This window comes from Polaribacter sp. PL03 (assembly GCF_033875165.1).
Lineage (GTDB): Bacteria > Bacteroidota > Bacteroidia > Flavobacteriales > Flavobacteriaceae > Polaribacter.
In genome coordinates, this window is record NZ_JAWZSV010000005.1 from 194,943 (window position 1) to 211,955 (window position 17,013).

12 protein-coding genes and 1 pseudogene are annotated in these 17,013 nt (G+C 26.9%); 3 read left to right on the forward strand and 10 right to left on the reverse strand.

Translation table 11 applies throughout. The annotated features are described in order from the left end of the window. Positions 1-118 precede the first annotated feature (118 nt). The 3 genes from SHK09_RS12065 to SHK09_RS12075 all read left to right on the forward strand — a co-directional run bounded on the left by SHK09_RS12065 (position 119) and on the right by SHK09_RS12075 (position 4,625). Positions 119-3,160: a sensor histidine kinase gene (locus SHK09_RS12065; protein WP_319811037.1), complete on the forward strand. Its 3,042-nt coding sequence runs from the start codon at positions 119-121 to the stop codon at positions 3,158-3,160. Positions 3,161-3,163: 3 nt separating this feature from the next. Further along, a complete protein-coding gene (locus tag SHK09_RS12070; RefSeq protein ID WP_319811038.1) occupies positions 3,164-3,835 on the forward strand; it encodes a DNA-binding response regulator in 672 nt (223 codons plus the stop codon). 121 nt (positions 3,836-3,956) lie between these two features. Continuing rightward, entirely contained in the window at positions 3,957-4,625 is a 669-nt protein-coding gene (locus SHK09_RS12075; protein WP_319811039.1) for a DNA-binding response regulator, read from the forward strand. A gap of 177 nt (positions 4,626-4,802) precedes the next feature. Here SHK09_RS12075 and SHK09_RS12080 read toward each other — a convergent pair whose 3' ends face one another. From SHK09_RS12080 to SHK09_RS12125, 10 genes and pseudogenes are all read right to left on the reverse strand, one after another. After that, on the reverse strand, positions 4,803-6,338 hold the full coding sequence (locus SHK09_RS12080; RefSeq protein ID WP_319811040.1) for a YifB family Mg chelatase-like AAA ATPase: 1,536 nt from the start codon (positions 6,336-6,338) through the stop codon (positions 4,803-4,805). A 636-nt stretch (positions 6,339-6,974) separates the two neighbouring features. Continuing rightward, positions 6,975-7,478 (reverse strand): hypothetical protein, encoded by a 504-nt coding sequence (locus tag SHK09_RS12085; RefSeq protein ID WP_319811041.1) that lies wholly within the window; start codon positions 7,476-7,478, stop codon positions 6,975-6,977. A gap of 20 nt (positions 7,479-7,498) precedes the next feature. Further along, positions 7,499-7,783 (reverse strand): hypothetical protein, encoded by a 285-nt coding sequence (locus SHK09_RS12090; protein WP_319811042.1) that lies wholly within the window; start codon positions 7,781-7,783, stop codon positions 7,499-7,501. Between the two features lie 406 nt (positions 7,784-8,189). Continuing rightward, positions 8,190-10,880, reverse strand: coding sequence for a hypothetical protein (locus SHK09_RS12095; protein ID WP_319811043.1), 2,691 nt, complete (start codon positions 10,878-10,880; stop codon positions 8,190-8,192). A gap of 17 nt (positions 10,881-10,897) precedes the next feature. Continuing rightward, positions 10,898-11,716: a GLPGLI family protein gene (locus SHK09_RS12100; protein WP_319811044.1), complete on the reverse strand. Its 819-nt coding sequence runs from the start codon at positions 11,714-11,716 to the stop codon at positions 10,898-10,900. 73 nt (positions 11,717-11,789) lie between these two features. Beyond that, positions 11,790-12,065 carry a hypothetical protein gene (locus SHK09_RS12105; protein ID WP_319811045.1) on the reverse strand — a complete coding sequence of 92 codons (276 nt, stop codon included), beginning with the start codon at positions 12,063-12,065 and terminating at the stop codon, positions 11,790-11,792. 425 nt (positions 12,066-12,490) lie between these two features. Beyond that, positions 12,491-13,060 (reverse strand): helix-turn-helix transcriptional regulator, encoded by a 570-nt coding sequence (locus tag SHK09_RS12110; protein WP_319811144.1) that lies wholly within the window; start codon positions 13,058-13,060, stop codon positions 12,491-12,493. After that, positions 13,029-13,782, reverse strand: a pseudogene (locus SHK09_RS12115) (magnesium chelatase domain-containing protein); the annotation flags it as partial. The pseudogene SHK09_RS12115 and the gene SHK09_RS12110, both read right to left, overlap by 32 nt. A gap of 91 nt (positions 13,783-13,873) precedes the next feature. Then, a complete protein-coding gene (locus tag SHK09_RS12120; protein ID WP_319811046.1) occupies positions 13,874-16,453 on the reverse strand; it encodes a phosphoenolpyruvate carboxylase in 2,580 nt (859 codons plus the stop codon). A 134-nt stretch (positions 16,454-16,587) separates the two neighbouring features. Then, a complete protein-coding gene (locus tag SHK09_RS12125; RefSeq protein WP_319811047.1) occupies positions 16,588-16,983 on the reverse strand; it encodes a hypothetical protein in 396 nt (131 codons plus the stop codon). Positions 16,984-17,013: the final 30 nt, after the last annotated feature.

Here is a 17,013-nt window from a genome sequence, read left to right on the forward strand (position 1 = left end):
CAAAAAGCATCTCATTTATGAGATGCTTTTTTTGTATGCATAAGTTTTAATTAATAATAGCATTTTAAACCTAATAAGTTACTTGAATCTAAGTTAGTTTTTTCTACTTTTGATTGTTATGTACTTAAATCGAATTTTTAAAAACTTACTTTTTATCTTTTTCTTTTCTCATATGATAATTTGGGGGCAACAAGAGAAAAATTTATTAGTTAGTAAGAATACATTTTCATCTAGAGAGGGTTATTTAATTTCAAATCCATATCATTCTATATATGACAGTAATGATTTACTTTGGGTTTTAGGAGAAAATAAGTTTTCTAGCGAGTATGTTATTGGAGAAAAAGAAATTATCATTCAACGTTTTGATGGCGCAAATTTCTTTACATTAAAATTGCCAAAAACTTCTGGAAAAAAAATTAAAGAAGGCTATTTTTTTAAATATAAAAATGAAGGACTCTATTTAAAATTACACTACAATAAAGGAAGATCTGAGTTGTTATTTATTGATACAGAAACCTTAGCTATTAATTTTGTTGAGGAGTTTAATAAGCTTCCAAAAAAGTATTTAATTTCAAAAGAATATTATAGAGACAATATAACAAGGCTTATTGTTACTTCAAAAAATAAAGTTTATAGCACAGAGTTAAATAGGTTAAGTTTTAAGTTTATAGACTCTATTGTTTTAAATAAACCAATTTTAAATCCTTTTTTAGCTGATATAATTTCTACTGATGAATTTTCAATAGTTAAATTATTATTTGAAGATGATGGTGTTTTTATAGATAAAAAAGGAATAATTACAAAAAAAATCAATAAAACAGATTTCGTAAACCTGAATGGAAATTTGCTCTTCCCTAAAAAAATACATGAAAAAATTAAGCTTAATAATCAGTTTTACTTTTATATAGATGATTATAAAAGCGTTTTTAAATATGATAATAATTCGAAGAAATTTATAGAAACAAATAGCAACAGAATTGATTTTGAAAAAGTAAAAGAGATACAGTTTGGTGAGGATTTTAAATACGGTAAACAAACAGAAAAAAAAGGAGATAACAGTAGTTTGAAACTTTATAGTTTTAATGGTCTGCAAGCAGAATTATTAGTTGAGTTAAAAATTAAAAATTTTTCTAAACTTGCGTTTAAAAAGATAAATAAAGATCTAATTGTTTTAAATGGCAATACATTAGATTCTTATTATTTTACAAAAAGTAAAATTAAAACCTTTTTAAAAGGAAAAAGTGTACGAACAATTAATAGAATTAAAGGAAGTAAATATATCGCAGCAACAGATAGTGAAGGAGTTTATATAGTAGATGTTGATACTGCAGAAGAGAAAAAAATAAATTTTTTATTCAATAATAAAGAAATACCAATTAATTATTCTAGAGATATTTATATAGGAAGTAATAATAGTATAATTATAAATAATAGTACTAGTTTATATGTATTTGATTCGTCTTTTAATTTAATAAAAGAAAGAAGTTCTGTGTTATCTGGTGAAGAAATAATAAAGGTGGGAGATACTATTTTTTCTGGAAGCAATCGTGGTGAGATTTCTAAATATAATTTTAATACTAAAGAAAATATACTAATTAAAAACACAAGTAATATTGCTGTAAAAGAATTTACATCAGACGGTGAAAAGATCTTTGCAACCACGTCTAAAGGAATTTTAGAATATGAAAAAGGTGCTTTTAAGGTTTATGAGTTTGAAAATGTAAAAACAGAAAATTTACTTTCTATTGCTTATCAAAAAGAATTCGGTGTATTAGTATCTACAAAATATGGAAGAATATATAAGTATGATACAGTAAATAAAAAATTAAACCTCTTTTATAAAGATGAATTAGGTGCATCTATTGTTGGTATGGTTGCAGATAACGATAAAAATTTATGGTTAAATACTTATGCAGGTATTGTTTCTATTAACACATCTACCAAAAAAGTAGTTAGGTTTATAAAGAAAGATGGTGTTTATGAATTAGAAGGCAATAGGTTTAGTTCTTTTAGAGATTCTGATGGGAATATTTTACTTGGTAGTTATAAGGGTTTTAGTTTTTTTAATCCTAAAGATTTAATAGAAAACGATATTGAAGTTGTACCTAAGTTTACATCTATTTCTTTTTTCGATGTAAAGGAAGATCGATGGAAAATTCATGCTTCACCAAGTTTTTTAAATGATGTTAAAGAAATTAAATTACCTTCTTTATATCAAAGGTTTTCTGCAACCATGTCTGTTTTTGGAGAGATGAACCCTAAAGATGTTAGGTTTAAGTATTGTTTATTGGATGAGGATGGAAAAGGAGATTGGTACACTAGCTATTCTGGGAAGGAAATTCTATTTGCAAATCTAGCAGTAGGAGAATATATGCTTCAGGTTGAGGCTTTTGGTTCTTCTAAAAAGAAAATTGGTAAAACTCTTAAGTTAAAAGTAATATCAGAAAAGGTTTTCTATAAAAGCTTATGGTTTATAATAGTTGTTTTTTTAACAATCTTAAGTATTCTAATTTATGTGTTTTATCAATATAAAGTAAAACAAAAGCTATTTGCAAAAAATGAAATAGCTTTAAATGAGGCTAAAATTAAAAGTGCAATGATGTTAGAAATTCATCATCGTATTAAGAATAATCTTCAAATTGTTTCTGGTTTATTAGGCCTGCAGATGGTGTATAGTACAAATGAGGAGTTAAATTTAAAATTACAAGATAGCCAGAGTAGAATAGAGTCTATTGCTGGTATTCATAATGTTTTATACAATTCAGATAATCAAAATGTTATTTCTATTAAGAATAATGTAGAAAATATTATAACATATTACAAAGCTTTATTTCCTGTTAAAATTATTTATAATCTTAATATTGATGATTCTGTTTTAGGTATGGATGAAGCTACACCGCTATCGTTATTGCTTAATGAGTTAATAAGTAACTCTAATAAACATGCTTTTTCAGAAGTAGAAAATCCAGAAATTTTTATAAATTTTAAAAATATTGGTAAGAAATATGTCTTTGAGTATTTTGATAACGGTAATTTTATAAAAGAAGATAAGGAAAAGAAAACAATGGGAATGAGAATTATTAACATGATGAGTTCTCAGTTAAAAGGAGATGTAAAAATAGAAGGTTCTAATGGCTTTAAATTAACCCTAGAGTTTTAGCAAATGAAGAATAGTATTAAAATATATATATTAGAAGACGAAATAATAACGCAAGAGCTTTTAAAAGAGACATTAGCAGCATTAGATTATAAGATTTGCGGAAAGGCAAGAAATGCCGAAGTAGCATTAAAGGAAATAGAAAAATTACAACCAGACATCGCTATTTTAGATATTAGGGTAGAAGGGCAAAAAACAGGTGTTTGGTTAGGGAATCAATTAGAAATACCTTTTATATACCTAACAGCTTTTAATGATGCAGAAACAATAAAAGAAGCAATTAATACAAAGCCTACGAGTTATTTAGTAAAGCCTTTTAATAAAAACGAATTATTTATTGCTGTAGAATTAGCAATTAGTAACATAAAAAATAAAGCACAGATTGTATTAAAAGATAGAGATAAAAATATTAAAATTTTCGAAGAAGATATTCTATTTGCTAAAAAAGAAGATCATTATTTAAATCTTCATTTAAAAGATTCTAAAAAGTTAATTCGTGCAAGCATTAAAGATTTTTTAGGCTTGGTTAGTTCTAATAGTTTTATACAAGTGCACCGTTCTTATGTTGTAAATAAAAAATATATTACAGCCTTTAATAGTAAAGAAATAACAATACACAAGATAAATATACCTATTTCTAAAACCTATCTAAAAAACGTTTTCAAAGAAATTACTTAGTATATTTTTAAAAAAGATACGTTCACGACAAAAATAGGTCATTTCACGACTTTTTTTTTATTTAATAAATTAATGGTTCTAATTTCGAATTTATAAAGTTAATTATAAGCTTCGATTTTTAATGGAACCAATAAAAATATACATTTTAGAAGACAGAATAATTATTCGAGAATTATTAAAGGAAACTCTAGAAACTTTAAATTATAATATTTGTGGTACTAATTCTAATGCAGAACTTGCGCTGTTAGAAATTAAAGAATTAAAACCAGATATTGTTTTTCTAGATATAAAGGTAGAAGGAACTAAGACTGGTATTTGGTTGGGTAATCAATTAGATGTTCCTATTATTTATTTAACCGCATTTAGCGATACAGAAACTATAGCAGAAGTTGTTAAAACAAAACCTGCGAGTTATTTAGTAAAGCCTTTTAATATAAAAGAATTATTTATTGCTTTGCAATTAGCGATAGATATTATAGCCAAAAAAAAAGAAATTACAATTAAAGTTGATGATGAAAATATTAATGTCTTCGTAGAGGATATTTCTTTTGTAAAAAAGGTTGATGAATCTCTAACATTGTATTTAAAAGACTCGGTTAAATTAATACAATCTAACATAGAAGATTTTTTAAAACGACTAGATTCTAATTCTTTTCTACAAGTACATCATCAATACTTTGTAAATAAAAATCACATATCTAAACTCACTCTTAAGGTAATTAAAATAGATAAATTTAAAATACCTATTTCTCAAAAACATCAAAAAAACGTATTAAAAGAATTGGTTTAAAGCGTTTTGTTTATTCTAAAACAAACTCATTTTACCTATAATAGTTTTCTTAATAAGAATGTTTACAGACAAATAAAAGCAACAAGATTAAAGGTGCTAATTAAGTTTGTTTATTATGTTTAGAAGCTGTTTTAGTTCTATTTTCATAGCTAAATCACACCTTTTCACTAATTTATCTTAACCTAACCAACCATCTCTATCTAAGCTTCTATATTGTATTGCTTCTGCAATATGATCTGGAGAAATATCTGTAACATTTGCTAAATCGGCAATCGTTCTAGAAACTTTAAGTATCCTATCATAAGCTCTTGCAGAAAGGTTTAATTTCTCCATAGCAGTTTTTAGAAGTAGTTTACTTTCTTCGGATAGTTTACAAAATCTTCGAATCTGTTTTACATTCATTTGAGCATTGTAATGCACGTTTTCAAATTCTGTAAACCGCTCAGATTGTATTTCTCGAGAAGCAGTAACACGTTTTCTAATTTCTACACTAGATTCTCCTTTTCTTTCTTCAGATAATTTTTCGAATGGAACAGGAGTAACCTCTATATGAATATCGATTCTGTCTAATAAAGGGCCAGAAATTTTACTTAAATAACGTTGCATTTCTTGCGGAGAAGAAGTCATTGGAGAATTTGGGTCGTTAAAAAAACCACTAGGACTTGGGTTCATACTAGCAACTAACATAAAACTACAAGGATACGTTACCGTAAATTTTGCTCTAGAAATTGTAACATCTCTATCTTCTAAAGGTTGGCGCATTACTTCTAAGACATCTCTTTTAAATTCTGGTAATTCATCTAGAAATAAAACTCCATTATGAGAAAGAGAAATTTCTCCAGGTCTTGGGTATTGTCCGCCGCCAACAAGTGCAACATTAGAAATTGTATGATGTGGGCTTCTAAAAGGTCTTTGGTATAATAGACCTTCATTTTTTGTTTTACCAACAACAGAATGAATCTTTGTGGTTTCTAAAGCCTCATGTAAGGTCATTGGTGGTAAAATAGAAGGTAGACGTTTTGCCAACATTGTTTTTCCAGATCCAGGAGGTCCAATAAGAATAATATTATGACCTCCAGCAGCAGCAATTTCCATGCATCGTTTTATAGATTCTTGTCCTTTTACGTCAGAAAAATCAAACTCTGGGAAATCGATATTTTTATAAAACTCTGCACGTGTATCCACTAAAGTGGGTTCAATTATTTTATCACCATTAAAATGATTAATAACCTCTAAGATATTTTCTACACCTAAGATTTCTACATTATCTACAATAGCAGCTTCTTTTGCGTTTGCTTTTGGCAGAATTAAATATTTAAAACCTTCTTCTCTTGCCTTAATTGCAATTGGCAAAGCACCTCTTATAGGTTGTAAACTTCCGTCTAAAGAAAGTTCGCCCATAATAATATACTCATTAATATTTTCTGATTTTATTTGATTGGAAGCAGCCAAAATCCCTACAGCTAAAGTTAAATCATACGCTGCGCCTTCTTTTCTAATATCAGCAGGCGCCATATTTATGATAATTTTTTTCCCAGGAAGTTTGTAAGAATTGTTATTTAAAGCAGCAGAAATTCGATAAGAACTCTCACTTACAGCTTTATCTGGTAAACCTACCAAATGATAACCAATTCCTTTATCAATATTTACTTCTACAGTAATTGTAGTGGCTTCAATACCAAAAACGGCTGAACCATAAACTTTAACAAGCATGTTTTTTTCTTTTAGATAAAGGTAGAGAAAAAAATGATAATATATAGATTGAAAATTATATCCAATCAAAAACATAATTATTCTTGGTAAAATATCGACTTTAAAAGATCTTTGGTTTTAATATATAAGTAATTTACCCTCATCAATTTTGTTATTCTTGCTCAAGAAACAATATATTCCAATTTAGTTAAATTTTCTTTCTTCATAACTAGAATTGCTATCTTCAAATATTTGATAACAGTTCTGATTTTCCAACCAATGCTTAGATGTACCTAATTTTTACCAATTATACTTATTTGTAAAACTTTAAACTTCTTCTCAACTGGAAATCTAAATTTCTTCATTAGCTCTTTTGGAGAAGATGCTTACTATTTTTTTTAATATCTGATTTTCTAAATCGGAATCTCGTATTTTTTTGAAAATCAGCTATTTTCCGTTGATTATTTGTTGATTTTTGCCTTTTTTTCTTGTAAAACTGCTTTTACCATATTTGTGAAATTCTCACCGCCAACGTTTATGTATATGGTTTGTTGCGTGGTTTAAGCAATTAATTTAGTAAATAATTACCGACCAAGAAAGTCCGCGAGGACTTTCGTAAGTAGGCGAGAAGCCAGCAATAAATTGTGGTGTCGTTTTTTATTCAGTTATTATAAATTTTCGTCCGATTAATTCACATTTTTTAGTGACATTCCAAAATCCAAACCGAGGAACTCCTGTAGGTATTCTCCAATATATAATTTCTCCATTAGTTTTTCTTAAACCAAATTCCGAAAAATGTCCATCGTGTTTTGTAATTATCTTTTTCTCTTTGTCAACTACAGACGATTTGTAACCATTATGCCATTCAAATTCAGAGTAATCAATAATTTCCGTTGAGTCAGAGTCTATTCGAACAAATTTTTTCGTTGTGTTAATTATAAATTCCGATTCTGAAATTTTTAAAACTAACACAGGAATTTCATTTCTTTCTAAATTCAGTCGTTGTTTAAGTTCAGTTTGTAATTCCACTTTTAGAAGTTCAAATAATGTAAAAATCTCATTTCCATTAAAGTCTGTTTTCGTTTTATTGAAATACTTAAGAAACCAAAATTCAATTCGGTCTTTTATTTGTTCTACGGATTTTTCTATTAAATTCTCCATTTGACTAATGAAAACAATGTTTATTTAGTTTTGTAATTCTTACCTCGATAATTATATTCTAAAATATTTATAATTTTAGTTAGAGCAATAATGAAAGTTTGACAAGACGTTTTTCGATTTTCTTCTACTAATAAGCTTCTTTCAATTTTAAAAAAGTTTTCTGCAAATATGTTTTGTTCATATTCTAACTCTAATTTGTTTTCTTCTAAAAGTTTGTAAACTCTTCTTGCATCATTTCTGTTTTTAGCAAAATTCACGTTTTTTTTGATTACAAGTAATTTATCTATTAGTTCTTCTGCTGTCATATTTTCTTCTATTCTCGATTTTTCTTAAATGCACCACAACTACTTAATATACATACAGGGACATCTAAACCCTTACATATCTGTTTAATCGCCTTATTCTTAGGGCTTTATTCTACTGCTATTTGCTTAAATACCACAGTGTATTTTCTGTTACTTTTGAGAGCCTTCAAAGATAGATTAAATCTCTTCTTTTCCCTGTAAAGGTTAGCTAATTCGAGTACGAAATTAAGAATATTAATTTTGTCTATTATAAGAAATAAGATTGATGGTTTAACACTAGTGAGTAATTAAATTCAAAAGTATCAATTTTTGATATCAGAATATGAATTAGTCAAAAAAAAAGAACATCCTTACCATTCTTAAATATACAAGCCCTATTGAAGTAGTATTTTTAAGTTTATGGAGATTAAAAAGAGTATAAAAAATTTAATAGCACATACCTTTCAATTAAATCTACACTAAGAGTGTTATTAGAAATGTCAGAAGTACTCTCTTGTCTAAATGATTTTTCATTTAATAGATTAACTCCAGATAGTTCCAATTGCCATGGTTTATTTTTCGGAATATACCTTATCATAGAGCTTAGAAAAGAATAATTATTAGAACTGTTTTTAAAAGAAGGAATAATGTAATTGTGGGTAATTGAAGCAGAAAAACCTTTAAAAGGTTTTAAAATTATTTTAAAATTATTTTCTATAGATTTATTATTAAATCTACCTATACTTTTAGTTTCCTGCAAGGTATATGTTGTTTTATTTTCTATATTAATAGGTAGATTGAATGATGTTTTGAAAAAAAAACTATTTACGAAAAAATTACTTTTATTATTTCTTAAAGCAGAATTGTTTACTATGTTTTTAAAATTAACGATTGAATAATCAGAATTTACCCTAAGGGTAGTTTTTAATGGGTAAATCAATTTTGAAAGACTAAAGTTAAAAGCGATATTTTCTATACTATCAGGTAGAAAAAAATTACTGACTCTAGATGAATTTTCATTTATATTTAAGTTACTAAAGAAATTTCCGTTGTTATTGATATAATTGGCTCCTAAGTACATATCAAATTGATTAAAAAGGTCATTCTTTGAGAATGATAATGTAAATGATTTAAACTTTTGTAATGATAAATTTGGTTCATTGCTTTTTAAGACTCTATTGTCTATCAAAATTTGATTACTATACAAATATCTTAAAGCAGATGAGGTATTATTAAAATTAGAATTAAAACTAATAGAAGAGGTTCTGTCTATTTCATAGTTTATATTAAGGGATGGTTCAAAAAGTAGAATCTTTGAATTATTATTTATATTTCCCTGTATAAGTTTTAAGTTTAAATATCTAAATGAATATTTTGTAGATATTGAAAATTTCCCAATACCCCAATTATATGAGCCTTTGTTGTAAATTTCAGTGTTAATATAATCTAATTTGTTTTTACTGTTAGGAACAGATAAATTTTGAGAATTATTAGAACTTGATAAATCCGAATAAAATAAGTCTTTATTGTAGTTATAGCCCATAGAAAAACTATACTTATTATTATTATTTATAGTTTTACCTAAAAAAAGTACTTTAAAAGAAGAATTCAGTTTTTTTGAACTATTGTCTTGAATATCTTGATTAAACTTAGTACTATCAAATATTGATGGCTTGATGACAAAAATTTGATCTAACTTATTTGTTGTAACAATCGTTTTCAATTGAATGGCTTTTCTATCAGATATTTTTTTTGTGTATAAAATATCTTGTTTTAGAAAAAAACTACTAGATTGCAAAGAAGATAAAAAATCATTATTTTGATTTGAAAAAATAGATGTTTCAGTATTAATACTTTCGTTTCTTATACTCATTCTGTATTCTAACAACGAGGATTTTGACGTATTAAACGTTAATTCAAGATCTCCCCTGTATTGTAAAGGTTTTTTTTCGAAATTACTATCGTCAAAAGTGTTAAAAGTATTATTGTTAATCGAAATTCTACTTTCAGAAAGTTGATTAGTTTTATTATTATCAGATAAATAATAGAAATTTAATTTAGCTTTTGTTTTTTTTGAAAGACTAAATATACTGTTTAAGTTTCCGAAAATTTGATTATTTATATTTGAAAGGTTATTTCTCGTAACTTTTTGCAAATATAATTCTGGAATTATTTTTTCTGTAAAAAACTTTTCTTCTTTTATTTTTTCTAAATTTATTTGACCGTCAAAGTAACTAAAAGGAGAAGTATTTTTACCAATATTGTTATAAGTTGAAACAATAAATGATTTTAGTTTTTTGTTTATAGCTAAAGAATTAATAGAAAAATCTATTGGTATATTATCTGAATCTGAAAAATCACCAATACCTACTTCAGTGCTTAAAGATAGATCGGTTTTATTCTCTTTAAGTATTAAATTTATTGAAACTTTATTACTTTTTTCAATGTCTTTTAACAATTTATTCTCGGAATAATTTTCTATCGCTTCAATTTTCTTTATTAAATCGATATTTATATTTTTTGTACCTACTGTGTAATTATAATCAAATAAATCATCTCCTTCAATGGTAACTGTTTCTATGGTGGTGCCTTTATATTTAATTATACCCGTATCTTCATTTATTCTAATTCCAGGAAGTTTTTTTAATAAATCTTCTACTTTTTTTTCAGTACCATCTTTAAATGATTCAACATTATAAACTACAGTGTCTTTCTTTATAGAAATAGGTCTTTTATTTCCTCTAACTATAATTTCTTTAAGTATTTCAATTTTTTCTTTTGTTAAAATAAAATTGAATGTCATTGTTTTTTTTAGTGGAGATGGTTTAACTATTTCTCTGTGCGAATTATATCCTGTAGCAGTTACATCTAAAAAAAAACCTTTTTCATAATATTTTTTTTTCAAATCGTAAGAAAACCTCCCATTTTGAACTAAAATAAATTCATTGACGACACCAGATCCATCAAACTTTTTAATAAGAATTTTTGCTGTTAAGTCATTTCCATTACTATCACGAATATTTCCTTGTATTGTCTGAGAATGACTTAATTTTATAGTAAAAAAAATAAACAAATAAATAAAACCACTTTTTATTACGCTAATTTTAATCTTTTTCAAAGCCTATATATCCTATATTAATTTTTATTACTTTTGGGCAATTTTTTTAATGCATTGTTGTATTCTTTGTCATCCTTATCAATGTAAAGTTCAATACCTCCTCTTGAAGATTCAACCCCAATAAAACTTTCATCTGGTCTGTAGTCAATAAGTTCCATAGATTTTCTCTTATATAAAGCTTTAAACTCAGCCCAAGTAATAGCCTTTTTTAAATTAAATGGATTCTTTATATTAACTAATTCGATTACAATGTTTTTTATTCCAGTAGCTTTAAAAGCTATAAAATTATCTTTTGATTTGATCTCTAAAATCATACCTGGTAAACCATCATATTTCCATGGCCCTCCAATAGGTAGGTCTGTTGTAAACCATGCTTCATATTTTCTGCCTCGATAGTCCATCGTAGCTAATTGACAATTATAACCTAATATTTCTTTTGTATTATTCAAAACACTCCAGTTAAAAATATTTAATTTATCTTTAACTACAAAATATTTGTAGGCTACTTCATGTTTGGAGTAAAATTCATTTTTTCCATAATTTTTAAAAACTGTACTTATATTCTTTCCTGAAGGATAAAAATCAACAACAGTAGCCTGATTTTTATCTCTTTTTAAAATGTCAGAGTTTTTGTTTTTCTTAATTTTTTTATAAATAGATTTATTTAACTCTATAAATTTAATGTACTCATAAGATGAAATATACGGGTTTGTCGGGGTATCTTCAAAAGTTAATTTTCTCAGATATTCTAATTGATAAACATTAATTGAATCTTTTTGAGAATAAGCACTATAAAGAATTAATGAAAACGTTAATGTTAAGATTTTTTTTATCATTTTTTATGAATTTATTTCAATAATAATGGAGATTAAAAATTAATCTCCATTATTATTTATTCTTCTAGTGCATTCAGCTTTTTAACCATGGCATTTGCATTAGCAATAGCATTCGATGCACATGAACTTCTACTATACCCATATGCACAACTTTTCTTGTTTCACATGTCTCACGATTCCTAATATTAACAGAACACACAACAATTACAAAATCTGCATTATCTGTTAATTCAAAATTAGATTTTGTTATTTCAAACTCACTTTGCTTGTTGTTGTCTTTGTTAGCTGTATCAATTGCGAAGCTAGACAAAGCAAAAAACATTAAAAATACTATTAAAATTTTTTTCATAATTTCTAAAATTTAGAACCTACTTAAAGGTTCGTTTATGTATAATCTTTAGAATTGTATATGAGTAAACAAGTTTACAATTCATACTAAAAATTGTAGAAAAAGCCTTACTTTTACAATACTTCCTCTGCTTGTTATTGTTTATTTACATATGCAATTGGTTTAAGATAAACATTTATAAGCAATATTTTTGTCCCTTAAATTTTACAAGTAGAGGTTTTGTTTTTTTATATAACAAGACATACTCAAAATTTGAGTTTTTTAAATTTTTTATCATTCGTTAAATGATAATCTAAATATGTTTTTTTGAAAAAGAAAGCATTTTTATACTCACTTTTTCTTTTTCATTTGTAATAGGATAGCATCCAAATATATAAAATTATTTTATCCCCTCCCTAACTTATTTAAAATAAAAATCAATGATTTCAGCTATTCTTAACAAGAAATATTTTAATCAGATCTTCAGTCTTAATATTACAGTTTTTACCTTTTTCAAAATTAGATATGGTGCTTTTGTTTAGTTTAGTTTCTTTCTCAAGTTTAGAATAAGTGAGGTTACTTTTAATTCTATATATAAATAATTTTCCTTGTAAAGTAGTTTTGTTAATTTCTAAAATCTTTGGAATATATCCTAAAAACAAATAAGTTTTATATAAAGCATAAATAGTAATTTTTCTTTTGTTATTTTCTAACTCGTACACAAAATTTTTATTTACACTTAATTCTTTTGCAACACCTAATTGTGTTAATTTTCTATCTAATCTTGCTTGTTTAAACTCATCACCAACAGTAATAACATCTCTTGGATATTTTTTACTGTCTTTAGGCTTTTTTACAGATAATTGTAATGGTAAAATGGGAGACAAAAGAGTGTATGTTTTATCGTTTGTTTGCATTCTGTTTTTCTTTTTATGTTTTTTTGAATCTAAATTATTTTCATCTAAAACACCTTCAAATCCTTCTGTATATCCGTTTTTTGTTGATTTTAAAGTCAATGGTAAAATGGGGGGCAGACTCCAGACGTTTTGCCAACATTGTTTTTCCAGATCCAGGAGGTCCAATGAGAATAATGTTATGACCTCCTGCAGCTGCAATTTCCATACAACGTTTTATAGATTCTTGTCCTTTTACATCAGAAAAATCAAATTCAGGGAAATCTATATTTTTATAAAACTCTGCACGAGTATCTACAACAGTGGGTTCAATTATTTTATCACCATTAAAATGATTAATAACCTCTAAGATGTTTTCTACACCTAAGATTTCTACATTATCTACAATTGCAGCTTCTTTTGCATTTGCTTTTGGTAGAATTAAATATTTAAAACCTTCTTCTCTTGCTTTTATTGCAATTGGTAAAGCACCTCTTATGGGTTGTAAACTTCCGTCTAAAGAAAGTTCTCCCATAATAATGTACTCGTTATTGTATTAGATTTTATTTGACTGGATGCTGCAAGAATACCAACAGCTAAAGTTAAATCATATGCTGCACCTTCTTTCCGAATATCTGCAGGCGCCATATTTATTATAATTTTCTTTCCAGGAAGTTTATAAGAATTGTTATTTAAGGCTGCAGAAATTCTATAAGAACTTTCACGTACTGCCTTATCTGGTAAACCTACTAAATGATAACCAATACCTTTATCTATATTTACTTCTACGGTAATTGTAGTTGCTTCAATACCAAAAAGGCTGAACCATAAACTTTTACAAGCATTTTTTTTTCTTTAAAGATAAAGAAAATTAAAACATAAAAAAAAGCAACCAAGATTTGGTTGCTTTTTTAAAATAATATTTTTTAGTAATTCTTAAGCAGAGTTTCTACTAGCATTAATATTACCAAATAAAGAACGCATAACCATTTTTTCATAAACTTCAATCTCTGCAGCGTTTCCGTTAGAAGCTTGTAATTCTTGAATTTGTTTTAAAGCAAATTGCTGAATTGTTAATAGCGGCAATACAATTTGTTCTCTAATCTCAATAGAAGCTTTTCCTACAGGGAAGTTTTCCATTAACTCTTTATGTCCTGTAAGCTTTAAAAGTAATCTTTTAGTTGTCTTGTACTCTTCGAAAATAAGTTTCCAGAATTCACCAAACTCAGCGTCATTTGCCATGTAAGCAGTTAATTCAAAGAAAGATTTTGTTAAACTCATCATACTGTTTTCTAACAAAGTTTTAAAGAAATCAGATGCGTTATAGAATTCTACAATTTCATCGAATCTACCAGCGTCTTCATATTTTTTAAGTGCGGTTCCAACACCAAAGAAACCTGGTACATTTTGTTTTAATTGACTCCAACTTCCTACAAAAGGAATTGCTCTTAAGGCAGAGAAATCTAATGTTGCAGAATTAGAACGCTTACTTGGTCTACTACCAATATTTGTTTTTGCATAGTACTTTAGCGTACTCATTTTTTCTAAATACGGTAAGAACTGTGGGTGATTTTTAAAATCCACATATGTTTTATAGCTTATTTCAGCCATATCTTCAATTAAATTTCTATTCTTATCATTTAATTGATCTTTTGTAAAGATGTCGTTTTTAATACCAGAGCTTAATAATTGTTCTAAATTATATTGAGCAGAGTTTTGTGTTCCGAAGTTAGAACTAATGGTTTGTCCTTGTACTGTTAATTGAATCTCTTTATCTTCAATTGTTGGTCCTAAAGAAGCGTAAAATTGGTGTGTTTTTCCACCTCCACGTGCAGGTGGTCCACCACGTCCGTCAAAGAAAATAACCTCAATTTCAAATTCTCTAGATACTTTTGTAAGCGCTTCTTTTGCTTTAAAAATACCCCAGTTAGCCATTAAATATCCACCATCTTTTGTTCCGTCAGAAAAACCTAACATAATGGTTTGTTTGTTTTTTCTTTTTTCTAAATGATACCTATAAGTTCTATTTGAATATAAAGTTCTCATTACTTCTTCTGCATTTTGTAAATCTTCTACAGTTTCAAAAAGCGGAATTACATCTACTGGTAATTCATTTTCAAAACCACAAAGGTTTAACATTGCAAATGTTTGCATTACGTTTAATGCAGTTTGGTTGTTACTAATAATGTAACGATTAGCACCACGTTCTCCGTTTCTTAATTGTATCTCTTTTAAAGCATAAATAGATTCTATAGTACTAACAGAAGTGTCGTCTGTTAAAATTTTAGGATCTATACTACCTTTTGTAACCGCTAAGATTTCAATTTGTTCTTCTTCAGTTAAGTTCGTGTAATTTTTAGGAAATGTAGTGTCACCAATACTTTGTAAGTCTTTTACAATTTGTGTAAATGCTTGGTGATGTACTCTACTATCTTGTCTTATGTCTAATGTTGCAAAGTGAAAACCAAAGATTCTTACTTTGTTTATAAAATCATCTAATTCTTCGATAAATAAAGATTGATGCTTTTCTTCAACTATTTGTCTTGCTTTAGTAAGTTCTTCTAATAATATTTTTTGAGAAAAGTTTACTTTACTGTAAGTTCTAACAACGTGTTTGTAAAGTCTTTTTTCTAACTGTACTAAGATTTCTTGTACACCATCAAAAGTAAAACGTCTTTTTAATTTTTTTACATCTCTGTAGTAACTTCTTAATATAGATTGACGCAGTTTTTCTGCTACGTCTAATGTTATTTGTGTCGTAACAAATGGGTTTCCATCTCTATCTCCACCAGGCCAAAAACCAAGATCAATAATTTGATTATCTATCGGTTTTCCGTCGTAAATGTTATTTTGAATATAATTGTATATTTTACTAACAGAGTGATAAAACACATTTTCTAAATACCAAATTAAACTCACAGCCTCGTCATAAGGTGTAGGTTTAGTCTTTTTATAAAAAGGAGTTTTACCTAATTGAGCAAGTAACTTTTTTATAAGTAGTAAATCGTCATTTTGTATAGCCTCATCTAAATCTGTAATAATACCTAAAACAGAACCAGGATAAAATTGAGTTGGATGCGCTGTTAAAACAACACGAACTTTAAATTCTTCTAAGTGTGCTTTTAAAGCTTCTTTCTTATCGCCTAAAATAGCTGTTTCTTTCGAGTTTCTAAGTGTTCCTATACCATCCATGTTATTAACAACAGGAAAAGCAGCATCTTCAATAGCATCAAACAATACTACTTGGCGTTCTATGTATTGAATAAAACGAAATAGTAAATCTGTTTTCTCTTTTTCAGTAGGGTTTTCTTGATATTTTTGAAAGAAAGAATTTACAATTTCTGTAGGATTTTGTCCTTGCTGAAAACCTTTATCACACAACTCATGAAACAATGGTAGTAATACACCAGTATTGTTAATGGTGTCAAAAGGCAAGGTCATGAAAATACTGTTGTAAATTTGATATTTAGACAACACGTTCTCATTAAAGCGAGCAAGTTTAGGTAATCCTGACATATTTTTATGAATTTTATGAAGTAAATTTACAAAAAAGGGAGGTTACAGAACTTAGATTATTGCTAATAATTAACTGTTAAATTACGAAAACGATATAAATTTTAATGAATTCTAATGAAAAGAGAATTTAATGTTTATTCATTATTTAACAAGCTAGGTTGTATTCTATTTTCTATGCGATGAAGGTTCCATCTTGTAGGATCGTTTTTTAGTAAAAACCCTTTTAATAAGTTATTGTCTTGGTACTTTTTGTAATCATCATAAATAAAATTAGAAGGTTTTCTATCTAAATACTTAAAATCTAAAGAAGCTGTGTTTGTTTCTATATCTTCTAAGTCTACCGTTACAAATTTGTAATTTGTTAATTTTAATCTTTCATTTAGGGCAGAAGTACTATTTATATCTTTTTCCATTAAATTAAAAGTATAGATACTAATAGGTGCTTTTTTTTGAATTATTTCGTTGTTTTGCCCATAAAAAGTTACGGTCATTAATAAAGCGACAATTAAAAATATAGATTCTTTTCTCATGATGTACAAAGTTAAAAGTTGATACTTAGC